This is a genomic window from Kushneria sinocarnis, from assembly GCF_003633775.1.
GTDB classification, from domain to species: Bacteria; Pseudomonadota; Gammaproteobacteria; order Pseudomonadales; family Halomonadaceae; genus Kushneria; species Kushneria sinocarnis.
This window is the reverse complement of record NZ_RBIN01000004.1, coordinates 388,717-402,771: the sequence shown is the minus strand read 5'-3', so window position 1 is coordinate 402,771 and position 14,055 is coordinate 388,717. Positions and strand designations below refer to the sequence as shown.

The 14,055-nt window shown below is 66.2% G+C and carries 14 protein-coding genes; 12 read left to right on the top strand and 2 right to left on the bottom strand.

Annotation, left to right across the window (positions count from 1 at the left end):
* Nucleotides 1–58: 58 nt before the first annotated feature.
* Together C7446_RS08595 and C7446_RS08590 are read right to left on the bottom strand one after the other, a co-directional pair.
* Complete coding sequence (locus C7446_RS08595) at nucleotides 59–1,345, bottom strand: HlyC/CorC family transporter (protein ID WP_121172665.1); 1,287 nt, start codon at nucleotides 1,343–1,345, stop codon at nucleotides 59–61.
* 85 nt (nucleotides 1,346–1,430) lie between these two features.
* Nucleotides 1,431–2,234: a cytochrome C assembly family protein gene (locus C7446_RS08590; RefSeq protein ID WP_121172664.1), complete on the bottom strand. Its 804-nt coding sequence runs from the start codon at nucleotides 2,232–2,234 to the stop codon at nucleotides 1,431–1,433.
* 194 nt (nucleotides 2,235–2,428) lie between these two features.
* Here C7446_RS08590 and C7446_RS08585 point away from each other — a divergent pair, with 194 nt between their 5' ends.
* The 12 genes from C7446_RS08585 (at nucleotide 2,429) to thrC (ending at nucleotide 14,018) form a co-directional block, all read left to right on the top strand.
* Nucleotides 2,429–3,190: a (Fe-S)-binding protein gene (locus tag C7446_RS08585; RefSeq protein WP_121172726.1), complete on the top strand. Its 762-nt coding sequence runs from the start codon at nucleotides 2,429–2,431 to the stop codon at nucleotides 3,188–3,190.
* On the top strand, nucleotides 3,187–4,677 hold the full coding sequence (locus tag C7446_RS08580; protein WP_121172663.1) for a lactate utilization protein B: 1,491 nt from the start codon (nucleotides 3,187–3,189) through the stop codon (nucleotides 4,675–4,677). Before C7446_RS08585 ends, C7446_RS08580 begins: the two co-directional genes overlap by 4 nt.
* Complete coding sequence (locus C7446_RS08575) at nucleotides 4,661–5,353, top strand: LutC/YkgG family protein (RefSeq protein ID WP_211327904.1); 693 nt, start codon at nucleotides 4,661–4,663, stop codon at nucleotides 5,351–5,353. Before C7446_RS08580 ends, C7446_RS08575 begins: the two co-directional genes overlap by 17 nt.
* A gap of 125 nt (nucleotides 5,354–5,478) precedes the next feature.
* Nucleotides 5,479–6,945: a signal recognition particle protein gene (ffh, locus tag C7446_RS08570; RefSeq protein WP_121172662.1), complete on the top strand. Its 1,467-nt coding sequence runs from the start codon at nucleotides 5,479–5,481 to the stop codon at nucleotides 6,943–6,945.
* Between the two features lie 212 nt (nucleotides 6,946–7,157).
* Nucleotides 7,158–7,415 (top strand): 30S ribosomal protein S16, encoded by a 258-nt coding sequence (rpsP, locus tag C7446_RS08565; protein WP_121172661.1) that lies wholly within the window; start codon nucleotides 7,158–7,160, stop codon nucleotides 7,413–7,415.
* A gap of 38 nt (nucleotides 7,416–7,453) precedes the next feature.
* Complete coding sequence (gene rimM / locus C7446_RS08560; protein ID WP_121172660.1) at nucleotides 7,454–7,978, top strand: ribosome maturation factor RimM; 525 nt, start codon at nucleotides 7,454–7,456, stop codon at nucleotides 7,976–7,978.
* A gap of 15 nt (nucleotides 7,979–7,993) precedes the next feature.
* Nucleotides 7,994–8,845: a tRNA (guanosine(37)-N1)-methyltransferase TrmD gene (gene trmD, locus C7446_RS08555; protein WP_121172659.1), complete on the top strand. Its 852-nt coding sequence runs from the start codon at nucleotides 7,994–7,996 to the stop codon at nucleotides 8,843–8,845.
* Nucleotides 8,846–8,938: 93 nt separating this feature from the next.
* Complete coding sequence (gene rplS, locus C7446_RS08550; RefSeq protein WP_121172658.1) at nucleotides 8,939–9,304, top strand: 50S ribosomal protein L19; 366 nt, start codon at nucleotides 8,939–8,941, stop codon at nucleotides 9,302–9,304.
* Nucleotides 9,305–9,436: 132 nt separating this feature from the next.
* Nucleotides 9,437–10,327 carry a site-specific tyrosine recombinase XerD gene (xerD, locus tag C7446_RS08545; protein WP_121172657.1) on the top strand — a complete coding sequence of 297 codons (891 nt, stop codon included), beginning with the start codon at nucleotides 9,437–9,439 and terminating at the stop codon, nucleotides 10,325–10,327.
* Between the two features lie 6 nt (nucleotides 10,328–10,333).
* Nucleotides 10,334–11,125, top strand: coding sequence for a DsbC family protein (locus C7446_RS08540; protein ID WP_121172656.1), 792 nt, complete (start codon nucleotides 10,334–10,336; stop codon nucleotides 11,123–11,125).
* 102 nt (nucleotides 11,126–11,227) lie between these two features.
* Nucleotides 11,228–12,544, top strand: coding sequence for a homoserine dehydrogenase (locus C7446_RS08535; protein WP_121172655.1), 1,317 nt, complete (start codon nucleotides 11,228–11,230; stop codon nucleotides 12,542–12,544).
* A gap of 85 nt (nucleotides 12,545–12,629) precedes the next feature.
* On the top strand, nucleotides 12,630–14,018 hold the full coding sequence (gene thrC / locus C7446_RS08530; protein ID WP_121172654.1) for a threonine synthase: 1,389 nt from the start codon (nucleotides 12,630–12,632) through the stop codon (nucleotides 14,016–14,018).
* Nucleotides 14,019–14,055: the final 37 nt, after the last annotated feature.

The window sequence follows — 14,055 nt, the reverse complement described above, 5'->3', positions numbered from 1 at the left end:
GGAAGCAGCCAGAGCGTCCCCAAGCTAGCAGAGCAGGCTTAATTCAAGCCCAGGACGATCATTCGGCCTCCTGGCGCACCCGGCGCAGCTGCTGCCAGCAGCGCACCGAGGTGATCAGGTTGTCGCGGATATCGACGATCTCGAGGCGGATGTTGCCGATCTCCAGACAGGCCGGTGCCGAGGGAAAGGATTCGAGGTACTCCAGGATCAGCCCGTTGAGCGTCTTGGGGCCGTCGGTGGGCAGCTGCCATCCCAGCGCCTTGTTGATCTCGCGGATATTGGCAGTGCCCTCGATGATGTAGCTGCCGTCGTCTCGTGGATGAATCTCCTTGTGCGTGCCGGCCACATCGGAGGTGAATTCACCGACGATCTCTTCGAGGATATCCTCCAGGGTGGCCAGCCCCTGAACATCGCCGTACTCGTCGACCACGATGCCGATGCGCCGCTTCTGCTGCTGGAAGTTGAGCAGCTGGGTGTGCAGCGGAGTCGACTCCGGAATGAAGTAGGGTTCGCGGGCCTCCTGCACGATGGCGGCCTTGGTGAACTCCGGTGCCGACAGCACCCGTGCGGCGTTGCGCAGATGGAGGATGCCGATGATGTCGTTGATGTGGCCGCGATAGACCGGCAGCCGGGTGTGCTGACTGGCCCGCAGCTGGGCCAGCAGGGTTTCCTCGTCGTCCTCGAGATCGAGCCCGGCGATCTCGTGGCGTGGCACCATGATGTCGTTGACGGTGACGTTTTCCAGATCGAGGATCGAAATCAGCATCGCCTGGTGGCGGTGCGGGATCATCGAGCCCGCTTCATGCACCACGGTGCGCAGCTCTTCCCGGGTCAGCTTTTCGGTGCCGCCATCGATCTGTTTCAGCCCCATCAGGCGCAGCAGCGAATTGGAAATGCCGTTGACCAGCCAGACCAGCGGATAGAGCACCTTGAGCAGCGGCTGCAGGATCCAGGTGGCCGGCAGGGCGATGGCGTCCGGGCGTACCGCGGCGAAGGTCTTGGGGGTAACCTCGCCGAAGATCAGGATCACCAGCGTCAGGCCCGCCGTGGCCACCGCGGGGCCTGATACCTCGCCGAGAAAGTGGATCGCGATCAGCGTGGCGATGGAGGCGGCCAGGTTGTTGACCATGTTGTTGCCGATCAGGATCACGCCCAGCAGCCGGTCGGGCCGGGCGAGCAGCCTCAGCACCCGGCGGGCACCGCGATCCCCGCCATTGGCCCGGTGGGTCAGCCGGTAGCGGTTGATCGACATCATGCTGGTTTCCGAACTGGAAAAGAATGCCGAAAGCAGCACCAGTGCAAACAGCATCACGAACATGAGCGTCAGGGGAGTGTCATCGCTCAAGGCTGGCGGATCCTCGGATGGGGGCGATCATCGTATTCTTGGAAAGCCCTGTGACAGGTGTCAAGCAGCGCCCGGCCATGCGGCGCTACCAGCTGCGATCGAGCACGATTTCGAGTACGAACTTGCTGCCGAAATAGGCCAGCAGCAGTACCGCCACGCCACCCAGCGTCCAGCGGATGGCGCGCGGTCCGCGCCAGCCGCGCTGGTAGCGACCCCACAGCAGTCCGCCGAAGATCAGCCAGGCGAGAATCGAAAGTCCCGTCTTGTGCGCCAGATGGCGGGCCATCAGGTGGTCGAGCGTGATCGTGCCGCTGATCAGCGAGGCGGTCAGCAGTACCATGCCACAGATGATCAGCTGAAACATGAGGCGTTCCATGCTGGTCAGCGGTGGCAGCACCTGGATGATGCCGCGGATGCGATGGCGCTTGAGGGCCTGGGTCTGCAGCGCGATCAGCACCGCCTGCCCGGCGGCGATGATCAGAAAGGCGTAGGCCAGGGTCGAGGTCACGATATGCACGATCAGCCCCGGCGGAAAGCTGGATTCGACCAGCGGGCTGGGCAGTCCGAGCACGCCCAGGAGCGACAGCGCGGCGAGCGGAAACAGCCCGGCCGCCGCCGCCAGCACCGGTCGGAACAGGCTGACCGCCAGCAGGGTGAGGGCGATCAGCCAGGCGATCAGCGAGGCGCTCTCGAACAGGCCGACATGCAGCCCGTCGCGCGCACTGAGGCTGGTATAGACAATGACCGCATGACAGAGTACCGCCAGTGTCCCCACGGCCTGGATCAGGCGCGGGCGCATCGGCACCAGCCGGTTGAGGGCAAGCGCCTGGTGCAGGGCGGCACTGGCATAGGACATCACCGCCAGCAGGGCGAGGAGCAGCGTGGGCATCGGTGGCAGATTCGGTCTCGAAGCGTCGCGTGATGATCGAACAGGACTCGCACGACCGCGCTCGGGGTGCCAGTCTTCAGGAGGGACTACTATACCGGTGCCGCGGGTGGATCGAAACCTGGCGGGCGCTGTCGCTGGCGGACAGCGTGGCGTCGACCGGTGATTACTCATGTCATGCGGGAGCCGAGGTCGGAATGCGCGTTGCCCTGTTCATTACCTGTTTCAACGATACCCTGTTTCCCGATACCGGCCGGGCCGTGGTGACGGTGCTCGAGCGGCTCGGCCACGAGGTCGATTTTCCTATGGCCCAGACCTGCTGTGGCCAGATGCACCACAACAGCGGCTACCGGGATGAGGCCCTGGGACTGGTGCGCCGCTTCGTCGAGCAGTTCGAGTCGGCCGAAGTGGTCGTGATCCCCTCGACCTCCTGTACCGCGATGGTGCGCCAGCACTACCCCCGACTGGCCCGGGAGGCCGGGGATGAGTCGCTGGTGGCCCGGCTCGAGGCGCTGCTGCCCCGGGTGTACGAGTTCGCCGAATTCCTGACCGGAAGGCTCGGTGTCACCGATGTCGGGGCCTACTATCCGCATCGGGTGACCTATCATGCCTCCTGTACCTCCCTGCGGGCGCTGGGGCTCGGTGAGGCTCCCCGGCGGCTGCTCGAAAACGTGGCCGGACTGGAGTTCGTGGAGCTGCCCCGGATCGAGGAGTGCTGCGGCTTCGGCGGTACCTTCGCGATCAAGAATGCCGATGTTTCCACGGCGATGCTGAGTGACAAGATGGCGGCCATCCTGGCAACCGGTGCCGAAGTCTGCACCGCCGGTGACAACTCCTGTCTGATGCATATCGGCGGAGGGCTGTCGCGTCAGCAGACCGGCGTGCGAACCGTGCATCTGGCGGAAATTCTGGCCTCTACCGAACCGGGTTCGCAGGCCGCGGGCGGAGTACGATCATGAGCGAGACCACCTTTCCCGAACGGGCCCATCAGGCGCTGCACGATACCCAGATGCGCCGCAACGTGAAAAAGGCGACCACCACCATTCGCGAGCGGACGGCCCGGATGGCCGGCGAGCTGCCCGACTGGGAGGCGCTGCGTGACGCCGGCAGTGCGCTCAAGGCCCACACCATGGCGTATCTCGACGAGTATCTGCTCGAGCTCGAGGAGCGGGTGCAGGCGGCCGGCGGTCAGGTGCACTGGGCGCGGGATGCCGAGGAGGCGCGACGCATCGTGGTCGGGCTGACCCGCGAGCACGAGACCGATCGGGCGATCAAGATCAAGTCCATGACCACCGATGAGGTCGAGCTCAATCCGGCGCTCTCGGAAGCCGGCATCGAGCCGGTCGAAACCGACCTGGCCGACATGATCGTCCAGCTCGGCGGTGATCGGCCCTCGCACATCCTGGTGCCCGCCATCCACCGCAATCGTGCCGAGATCCGCGAGCTGTTCGTGCGCGAGATGCGCGACATGAAGGACCTGAGCTTCGAGACCCTCTCCGATGATCCCCCCGAGCTGACGGCGACTGCGCGTCGCTACCTGCGCAGCCGGTTCCTCGATACCCGGGTGGCGATCTCGGGCGCCAACTTCGCCGTCGCCGAAACCGGCTCGGTGAGTGTGGTGGAGTCCGAGGGCAATGGGCGCATGTGCCTGACGGTGCCGGATGTGATGATCTCGCTGATGGGGATCGAGAAGCTGATCCCCCGCTGGCAGGATCTGGAAGTCTTCCTGCAGCTGCTGCCGCGAGCCTCGACCGGCGAACGGATGAATCCCTATACCTCGCTGTGGACCGGGGTGCACGAGGGGGACGGGCCGCAGACCTTTCATCTGGTGCTGCTCGACAACGGTCGCAGCCGGATTCTCGCCGACGAGCAGAAGCGCCAGACGCTGCACTGCATCCGCTGCTCGCGCTGTCTCAATGTCTGCCCGGTCTACGAGCGCACCGGCGGTCATGCCTATGACTCGATGTACCAGGGGCCGATCGGCGCCATTCTCACCCCGCAGCTGCGCGGCGTGGAGCAGGCCGGCACGCTGGCCGAGGCCTCCACCTTGTGTGGTGCCTGTCAGGAGGCGTGTCCGGTGAAGATCGACATTCCCTCGATTCTGGTGCAGTTGCGTGGCGAGAAGGTGGCGCAGCAGCGTCGCCGTCCCGCCGGCCGGCTGGCCCCGGAGTCGCTGGCGATGCAGACCGCGCGCTGGATGTTCGAGCGCAGTGAACGGCTGCATGGTCTGCAGCGTCTGGCCCGGCAGGGGCAGAAGCTGATCGCCCGGGAGGGCCGGATCGATCGCCTGCCGGGGGCGCTCGGCGGCTGGACCCGTACCCGCGACATGCCGGCGCTGCCGGAGCAGTCCTTTCGCGAATGGTGGGCCGCGCGCCAGCAGCCGGGGCAGGCCGGAGCGCAGCGTGGCCGCGGCAATCATGGAGGCAGTGATGACTCAACCGGCTGATGGACGTGATGCCATGCTCGGCGATATCCGCCGGGCGCTGGGTCGGGAGGCGTCGGCGCACACGGTCGACGCCGGCAGGCGTCCGCGGCAGGCCGATCATGACGCCATCGAACGCCGCTATCGCCGGCAGGATGATGCCACGCGCGAGGCAATCACGGATCGCTTCCGACAGCGGCTCGAAGGGCTCGGGGTCCGGGTGCTGGAGGCCGCCGGGGAGGCCGAGGTGCGGGGCATCATTGACCAGCGGCTGAAGGCGAGTGCGATCGGTTCGGTGATCGTGCCGCCGGATCTGCCCGGGGCATGGTGTCCCGGTGACGAGGGGGTCTCGCTGATCACGGATGACGGGCACCCGGCGGCGGCGATCAATGACATCGACGGGGTGATCACCGGCTGCCGGCTGGCGATTGCCGAGACCGGTTCGATCGTGCTCGATGCCGGACCGGCGCAGGGGCGGCGGCTGTTGACGCTGATGCCGGATTACCATCTCTGCGTGATCGATGCCGCTCAGGTGGTCGGGCTGGTCCCCGAGGCGATGACGCAGCTGGTGGAGACGCAGCGTACCTGCGCGCCGATCACCTTCATTACCGGGCCCTCGGCGACCGCTGACATCGAACTCAGCCGGGTGGCAGGTGTACACGGACCGCGGCGGCTGGAGGTGATCCTGCTCGGCGGCTGAGCGGAAACCGTGAGAGCGATTGCAGCGCCGGTGCGGATGCATCCGGCTCGACAGCCCGGTTATACTGGGCGCCATCAGCGCCGGCCGCGTGCCGGTCGCCGAACCCTTTATCGTCGGAGACGCCCATGTTTGACAGCTTGACCGATCGTCTGTCGCAGACACTGAAATCGGTAACCGGGCAGGCGAAACTTACCGAAGAGAACATCAAGGATACCCTGCGCGAGGTCCGCCGGGCGCTGCTCGAAGCCGACGTGGCGCTGCCGGTGGTCAAGGACTTCGTCGAGCGCGTGCGTCAGCGCGCCGTCGGCCAGGAGGTCTCGAAGAGCCTGTCGCCGGGCCAGCAGTTCGTCAAGATCGTTCAGCAGGAGCTGGAAGCGATCATGGGCGAGGCCAACGTGCCGCTGGAGCTGAAGCAGCAGCCCTCGATCGTGCTGATGGCCGGCCTGCAGGGCGCCGGCAAGACCACCTCGGTGGCCAAGCTCGGCAAGTACCTGCGCGAGCGCGAGAAGAAGAAGGTGCTGGTGGTCTCGACCGACGTCTACCGTCCGGCGGCCATCGACCAGCTGGAGACGCTGGCGGCCGAAGTCGGCGTCGAGTTCTTCCCGTCGTCGAGCGACCAGAAGCCGACCGACATCGCCGAAGCGGCGATCAGGCACGCGCGCATCCAGTTCCATGACGTGGTGCTGGTGGATACCGCCGGGCGTCTGCACGTCGATGAACACATGATGAGCGAGATCCGCGACCTGCATCAGGCGATCTCGCCGCAGGAGACCCTGTTCACCGTCGATGCCATGACCGGTCAGGATGCCGCGACCACCGCGCGCGCCTTCCACGAGGCGCTGCCGCTGACCGGCGTGATCCTGACCAAGGCGGACGGCGACTCCCGGGGCGGTGCCGCGCTGTCGGTGCGCCAGATCACCGGCAAGCCGATCAAGTTCATGGGCATGGGCGAGAAGGTCGACGCCCTCGAACCCTTCCACCCCGATCGGGTGGCCTCGCGGATCCTCGGCATGGGCGACGTGCTCAGCCTGATCGAGGAAGCCGAGCGCAAGGTGGATCGCGGCAAGGCCGATCAGCTCTCGAAGAAGATGAAGAAGGGCGAGAGCTTCGATCTCGAGGACTTTCGCGATCAGCTGCAGCAGCTCAAGAACATGGGCGGCATGGGCAGCCTGCTGGAGAAGATGCCCGGCATGGGGCAGATGGCGGAAATGGCCCAGAGTCAGAACAGCGAGCAGGAGTTCGGCAAGCTCGAGGCCATGATCAATTCGATGACGCCCAGGGAGCGCCGCAAGCCCGATCTGATCAACGGCTCGCGCAAGCGCCGCATCTGTGCCGGCTCGGGCACCCAGGTGCCCGATCTCAACCGCCTGCTCAAGCAGCATCGCCAGATGCAGAAGATGATGAAGAAGATGGGCAAGAAGGGCGGCATGCAGAAGATGATGCGCGGCATGAGCGACATGATGGGCGGCGGTGGCGCCGGCGGCATGGGGGGTCCCGGCGGCGGCATGGGCGGCCCCGGTGGTGGCATGGGGGGCATGGGAGGCCCCGGCAGCGGCATGGGCGGCGGCCAGGGGCGTTTCCCGCGGCGCTGAGCCGGACAGGCCGCTTCCCGCCGCCGGTGGTTTCCAACGCGGCAATTATCACGTAAAATGCCGCTCCTTCCGGGCAGCGCGTTTATTCGGCGATCGACAGGTCGCAGCCCGGGTCTCGCCGATGAGACGCAAGCGCGCTCGATACGAATCCTCGGTCCGTTGTGATCCCGATCCGGGCGCAAGGACCCGTGAATCAAAGGACAGTCAAGGCCATGGTAACCATTCGTCTGGCACGCGGCGGCGCTCGCAAGCGTCCCTTCTATCACCTGCACGTGACCGATTCGCGCGTCAAGCGTGACGGTCGCTTCATCGAGCAGGTCGGCTTCTTCAACCCGGTCGCTCGCGGCCAGCAGCAGCGCATGCGCATCGATCTCGAGCGCATCGACTACTGGCAGAGCCAGGGTGCGCAGCTCTCCGATCGCGTTGCCGAACTTGTGCGTTATGCGCGCAAGCATCAGGACGCGGCCTGAGTCCAGCCACGCACGGATTCACGAGCCCGGAGAGGTCGATGCAGACGGCAGCCGCTGCAGGCAGCGATGAGTTCGTGTTGCTGGGCAAGCTCAACAGCCCGCACGGCGTGCGCGGCTGGGTCCGGGTCTACTCCTGGACCACGCCCATCGAGGGCATCTTCGACTATCCGAGCTGGTCGGTCGAGGTGGGCGACGAGTATCGCACCCTGAATGTGCTCGAGGGGCAGCGTCACGGCAAGGGGCTGATCGCCCGTCTCGAGGGCATCGATTCGCGCTCGGCGGCCGAGGAGTTGACCAACGCGCGCATCCTGCTGCCGACCGATGCCCTGCCGGCCCTCGATCCGGGCGAGTACTACTGGTATCAGCTCGAGGGGCTGGCGGTGTCAACGGGCGATGGCGTGTCGCTGGGCCGGGTCGCCTGGCTGTTTGAAACCGGCGCCAATGATGTGCTGGTGGTGAAGGGCGACCGTGAACGGCTGATCCCGTTTCTGCCCGATGAGGTGATCCGGGAGATCGATCTGGATGCCGGGACCATGACGGTGGACTGGGATCCCGATTTCTGAGGTGGAGCAGTGACCATGTGGATGGGTGTCGTGTCACTGTTTCCCGGCATGTTCGAGGCGATCACCCGCCACGGCGTGACCGGACGGGCGGTGGATCGCGGGCTGGTGGACATCGAGTTCTTCAATCCCCGCGACCACGCCAGCGATCGTCATCGCAGCGTTGACGATCGACCCTACGGGGGCGGGCCGGGCATGCTGATGAAGGTGGATACGCTGCGTGGTGCCATCCACGCCGCCCGCCGTCGCGCCGCCGAGCTCGATGGCGGCGATACCTCGCAGACGCACGTGATCTATCTCTCGCCCCAGGGGCGGGTGCTGGATCAGGCCGGGGTACGCGAACTGGCCGGCCATCGTCGGCTGATTCTGGTGGCCGGGCGCTACGAGGGGATCGATGAGCGCGTGGTCGAGGCCGATATCGACGAGGAGTGGTCGATCGGGGACTACGTGCTCAGCGGCGGCGAGCTGCCGGCCATGGTGGTCTGTGACGCCGTGGCGCGCATGGTGCCCGAGGTGCTCGGCCACAGCGGCTCGGCCGATGCCGACTCCTTTGCCGACGGGCTGCTGGACTGCCCGCACTACACCCGTCCCGAGATCATCGACGGGCGGCAGGTGCCGGCGGTACTGCTCGGCGGCAATCACGACCATATCCGGCGCTGGCGGCTCAAGCAGTCACTGGGCCGGACCTGGTCACGACGACCGGAGCTGCTGGCCGGCAGAACGCTGAACGAAGAACAGCGCCAGCTGCTCGAGGAGTACATCGCCGAACAGGCGGCGTCCTCCCCGGGTACTCCGGAAGACGGCGATGACGGCTCCGGGCCATCCTCGCCGGCGGTGCGGGAGCGTGACGGTGAGCCACCGCACGGATGACCCGCGTCACCCATCATCGGTTCCGCGTTTTAACGCCGGGATCAGCGTCCGCTCCGGTCATTCACGCCGGCGGGCCGCAACAAGGAGCAGCACATGAGCAGTCGTAACAAGATCATCCAGGCGATTGAAGACGAGCAGGTCAATCGCGAAATCCCGGAATTCGGTGCCGGTGATACCGTTTCCGTCCAGGTCAAGGTCGTGGAAGGCAATCGCGAGCGCCTGCAGGCCTTCGAAGGCGTGGTCATCGGCAAGCGCAACCGGGGGCTGAACTCCGCCTTTACCGTACGCAAGGTGTCCAGCGGTGTGGGAGTCGAGCGTACCTTCCAGACCTACAGCCCGCTGATCGCGTCCATCGACGTCAAGCGGCGCGGTGATGTGCGCCAGGCCAAGCTCTACTATCTGCGCGAGCGCAGTGGCAAGGCTGCGCGCATCAAGGAAAGGGTTACCACCAAGCGGTAAGCCCCGGACGCCGTGTGTGCGATGTCCGCTACCCCGTATCATCACCGATGGTGCGGGGTTTTTCATGTCCGTGTGGCGTCGATGGCTGCAGTCGGCCCAGGCAGACCGCAATTGTGCTGAACGAGGAGCGTCATGACCGACGATGAGTTGCGCGATGCCTTCCTGGATGCGCTGTGGCTGGAGCGTGGCGCCAGTGACAACACGCTGGCGGCCTACCGGCGCGATCTGGCGCACTGGCAGCGCTGGCTGGCCGAGCGCGACCGTTCGCTGCTGACGGCAAGCCCCGAATGCTTCGAGCGCTTTCTGGATGATCGCCAGGCGGCCGGTTACCAGGCGCGCTCCGACGCCCGGCTCACGTCGAGCCTGCGCCGCTTCTATCGCTGGGCACTGCTGGAGGGGCAGCTGGCGCGTGATCCGCTCAGCGAGGCCGTCTCGCCCCGGGTTCGCCCGGATCTGCCGGCGACCCTGGATGAAACCGAGGTCGAGCGCCTGCTGGCGGCCCCCGATGTTGCCACCCCACTGGGCCTGCGTGACCGCGCCATGCTGGAGGTGCTCTATGCCTGCGGGCTGCGGGTCTCAGAGCTGGTGACGCTGCGCATCGACAGCGTCAATCAGCGTCAGGGGGTGCTGCGGGTGCTCGGCAAGGGGGATGCCGAGCGTCTGGTACCGATGGGGGAGGAGGCGCTCGACTGGCTCGAGCGCTATCTGCGTCAGGCGCGCAGCGAGCTGATGAGCGATATCAGCCGGGCGCCGCTCTTCCCCGGGCGCAACGACGGTTTCATGACCCGCCAGACCTTCTGGCATCGCATCAAGCGCCACGCCATCAGCGCCAGCATCACCGCGCCCCTGTCACCCCATACCCTGCGCCACGCCTTTGCCACCCACCTGTTGAATCATGGGGCCCATCTGCGTGTCGTACAGGAACTGCTGGGCCATCGCGACCTGTCCACCACCCAGATCTACACCCATGTCGCCCAGGCCCGGCTGGAAGCCATTCATGCGCAACACCATCCACGAGGTTGAATCGTCATGAGTTCGACGCCTGTCGCCCTTGTTCGCCGCCTGACCGCCGCCCTGGCGCTCGGTGCCTGCAGTCTGACGCCTGCGCTGGCCGCCGCTGACAGCGGTGGCGCCCCGTCTCCCGATGCACTGGCCGACAAGCTGGTCGTCGACGGCCGGCCGATGCCGGTGCAGTCGGTTGGCAGCACCCCCATGGCGGGCATCTACGAGGTGCAGCTGGACAGCGGCGAGACCTTCTACACCGATCGCAGCGGCGAGTATCTGCTGGTCGGCAGCCTTTATCACAACAACGGCAAGCGGCTGGTCAATCTCACCGAGCAGGCACAGAACCAGCAGCGCCACGAGGCCGTCAGCGCCATCCCGGACAGCGAGACGGTGGTGTTCAGACCGGCCGGCGAGGTCAGGGCGGTGCTCACGGTGTTTACCGATACCACCTGCCCCTACTGTCAGAAGCTGCATCATGAAGTGCCGGAGCTCAACCGGCGCGGCATCGAAGTGCGCTATCTCGCCTTCCCGCGGGCCGGCCTGCAGGGCGAGGGGGCGCGCGAACTGCGCCGGGTATGGTGCAGCGACAACCGCAGCGAGGCCTTTACCGCAGCGATCGATGGCGATACCGGGCAGGGCAGCGCCAGCTGCGATTCGCCGGTCGCGAAGCAGTACCGGCTGGGGCAGCAGCTGGGCATCCAGGGCACACCGGCGATCATCTTCCCCGACGGTCGCATGGTGCCCGGCTACCTGCCCGTCGATCGGCTGATCGGCATGATCGATCAGCAGCAGCAAGCAGACGCCGATAACGGCTAGCGGCGTTCATTGCGGCGTCCTGAGACGTTACACTACATCGACTTGATGAATCTTCCGGCAGGGCCGCAAGCGGCCCCTGCCTCAGCCGACAGGGGATAGAGTGTGGAACCGGTGAGAGTAGGCATCTGTGGACTGGGTACGGTAGGCAGCGGCACCTTCAATGTGCTGACGCGCAATGCCGATGAAATTGCACGCCGTGCCGGTCGGCCGATCGTGATCGAGCAGGTGGGTGCCCGTCGCGACAACCCGGAATGCGACCTCACCGGTATTCGCATGACCCATGATGTCTTCGAGGTGGCGCGCAACCCCGACATCGACGTCGTGGTCGAGCTGATCGGCGGGTATGACGTGGCCCGCGAGCTGGTGCTGGAGGCGATCCGCCACGGCAAGCATGTGGTGACCGCCAACAAGGCGCTGATCGCGGTGCACGGCAACGAGCTCTTTCGCGCCGCGGCCGAGCAGGGGGTGATCGTTGCCTTCGAAGCGGCCGTGGCCGGCGGCATCCCGGTGATCAAGTCGCTGCGCGAGGGGCTCGGCGCCAACCGCATCCAGTGGCTGGCCGGCATCATCAACGGCACCGGCAACTACATCCTCACGCACATGCGTGACGAGGGGCGCACCTTTGACGATGTGCTCGCCGAAGCCCAGGGGCTGGGCTATGCCGAGTCCGATCCGACCTTCGATGTCGAAGGCATTGATGCCGCCCACAAGCTGACCATCCTGGCCTCGATCGCCTTCGGGGTGCCGCTGCAGTTCGAGCGCGCCTATACCGAGGGCATCTCGCGGATCACCGCCGAGGACGTCGAGCAGGCCGATCAGCTCGGCTACATCATCAAGCATCTGGGGATCTCCCGGCGTACCGATGAAGGGGTGGAGCTGCGCGTGCATCCCACCCTGATTCCGAAGGAGCGGATGCTGGCCAATGTGCACGGCGTCAAGAATGCCATCGAGGTGATGGGCGATGCGGTCGGCCCGACCCTCTACTATGGCGCCGGCGCCGGCGCCGAGCCGACCGCTTCGGCGGTGGTCGCCGACCTGCTCGACGTGGCACGCGACATCGCCACCCATCACGACTACCGCACTCCCTACCTGGCCTTCAGCGGGATCGACCGTGACAGTCAGCATCCGCCGATCCTGCCGATGGACAGCATCGTTACCGCCTACTATCTGCGGCTGCTGGCGGTGGACCGCCCCGGCGTGCTGGCCCGGGTGGCGACCATTCTTGCCGAGCAGGGCGTGAGCATCGAGGCGCTGACCCAGAAGGAGGCGACCGAGGGTGAGCTGGTGCCGATCATCATCCTCACGCACCGTACCCGTGAGGCCAACATGAACGAGGCGATTCGTCAGCTCGAGTCGCTGGCCGACATTGCCGGTGCGGTGACCCGCATCCGGGTCGAGAATCTCGACGAGCAGGCATGATTCCCGCTTCGGGCGGCCTGGCCCGGGGGCGAGTACAACCGGCTCGCCGCCCGGGGTTCGCCGCTCGTCACTCATGGAGTGAAAGATGCGCTATATCAGTACCCGTGGTCAGGCGCCGGCACTGAACTTCGAGGAAGTGGTGCTGACCGGCCTGGCCGAGGACGGCGGTCTCTACGTGCCCGAGGAGCTGCCGCAGTTCTCGCACGATGAACTCGAGGCCATGGCGGGGCTGCCCTATACCGAGGTGGCCTTTCGCGTGATGAAGCCGTTCGTCGGCGACGAGATCGATGATGCCACCTTCCGTCGGCTGATCGAGGAGACCTACGGCACCTTCAAGCATGCGGCCGTCACGCCGCTCAATCAGCTCGATCACAACCACTGGCTGCTCGAGCTGTTTCACGGCCCGACGCTGGCGTTCAAGGACGTGGCGCTGCAGCTGCTCGGCCGCCTGCTCGATCACTTTCTCGCCCGTCGCGGCGAGAAGGGCGTGATCATGGGCGCGACCTCGGGCGATACCGGCTCCGCCGCGATCGAGGGCTGCCGGCACTGCGACAATCTCGACATCTTCATCCTCCATCCGCACAACCGGGTATCGCCGGTGCAGCGCCGGCAGATGACGACGGTGCTGGCGGAGAACGTGCACAACATCGCCATCGAGGGCAACTTCGACGACGCCCAGGCGATCGTCAAGGGCAGCTTCGCCGATCAGGCCTTCCTGCGCGGCACTCGGCTGATCGCGGTCAACTCGATCAACTGGGCGCGCATCATGGCCCAGATCGTCTACTACGTGGCCGCCGGGGTGGCGCTGGGTGCGCCCCATCGCGAGGTCAGCTTTACCGTGCCTTCGGCCAACTTCGGCAACCTCTTTGCCGGCTACATGGCGCGCCGGATGGGGCTGCCGGTGAAGCAGTTCGTGATTGCCACCAACGCCAACGACATCCTGCACCGCACCCTGACCGAGAATGACTTCTCGAAACGCGAGCTGCAGGCGACGCTGGCACCGTCGATGGACATCGTGGTGTCGTCGAACTTCGAGCGACTGCTGTTCGAGGCCTATGGCCGCAACAGTACCGCGGTCCGCGAGGTGCTCGAGCGCTTCCAGCGCGAACCCGCCGCGCTGGCCGATGCGCCGCTGGCCGAGCTGCGCCGGCTGTTTGCCAGCCATCGGGTTGATGATGACACCATTCTCGAGGTGATCCGCGAGGCCTTTGGCGCCACCGGCGAGCTGCTCGACCCGCATACCGCGATCGGTTACCGCGCAGCACAGCGTGCTCGCTCGGACGACACCACGCCGATGATCACGCTGGCCACCGCTCATCCGGCCAAGTTCGAGGAGGCGGTGGTGCGTGCCGGCTTCGAGGGCGCGCCGCTGCCCGAGGCGATGCAGGATCTGATGGCGCGCGAGGAGCGCTATGACGTGCTGCCGGCCGAGCTGGCGGCGGTTCAGCGCTTCGTGGCCGAGCACCGCCACTGAATCTCCCTGACCGGGGCCGGTCCGGCCCCGGTCGCTG

Excerpts from the sequence above, each read along its gene's own strand:
- C7446_RS08590 (WP_121172664.1), bottom strand. The coding sequence starts at position 2,234 with ATGCCCACGCTGCTCCTCGCCCTGCTGGCGGTGATGTCCTATGCCAGT.
- C7446_RS08585 (WP_121172726.1), top strand. The coding sequence starts at position 2,429 with ATGCGCGTTGCCCTGTTCATTACCTGTTTCAACGATACCCTGTTTCCC.
- C7446_RS08580 (WP_121172663.1), top strand. The coding sequence starts at position 3,187 with ATGAGCGAGACCACCTTTCCCGAACGGGCCCATCAGGCGCTGCACGAT.
- C7446_RS08575 (WP_211327904.1), top strand. The coding sequence starts at position 4,661 with ATGACTCAACCGGCTGATGGACGTGATGCCATGCTCGGCGATATCCGC.
- ffh (WP_121172662.1), top strand. The coding sequence starts at position 5,479 with ATGTTTGACAGCTTGACCGATCGTCTGTCGCAGACACTGAAATCGGTA.
- rpsP (WP_121172661.1), top strand. The coding sequence starts at position 7,158 with ATGGTAACCATTCGTCTGGCACGCGGCGGCGCTCGCAAGCGTCCCTTC.
- rimM (WP_121172660.1), top strand. The coding sequence starts at position 7,454 with ATGCAGACGGCAGCCGCTGCAGGCAGCGATGAGTTCGTGTTGCTGGGC.
- trmD (WP_121172659.1), top strand. The coding sequence starts at position 7,994 with ATGTGGATGGGTGTCGTGTCACTGTTTCCCGGCATGTTCGAGGCGATC.
- rplS (WP_121172658.1), top strand. The coding sequence starts at position 8,939 with ATGAGCAGTCGTAACAAGATCATCCAGGCGATTGAAGACGAGCAGGTC.
- xerD (WP_121172657.1), top strand. The coding sequence starts at position 9,437 with ATGACCGACGATGAGTTGCGCGATGCCTTCCTGGATGCGCTGTGGCTG.
- C7446_RS08540 (WP_121172656.1), top strand. The coding sequence starts at position 10,334 with ATGAGTTCGACGCCTGTCGCCCTTGTTCGCCGCCTGACCGCCGCCCTG.
- thrC (WP_121172654.1), top strand. The coding sequence starts at position 12,630 with ATGCGCTATATCAGTACCCGTGGTCAGGCGCCGGCACTGAACTTCGAG.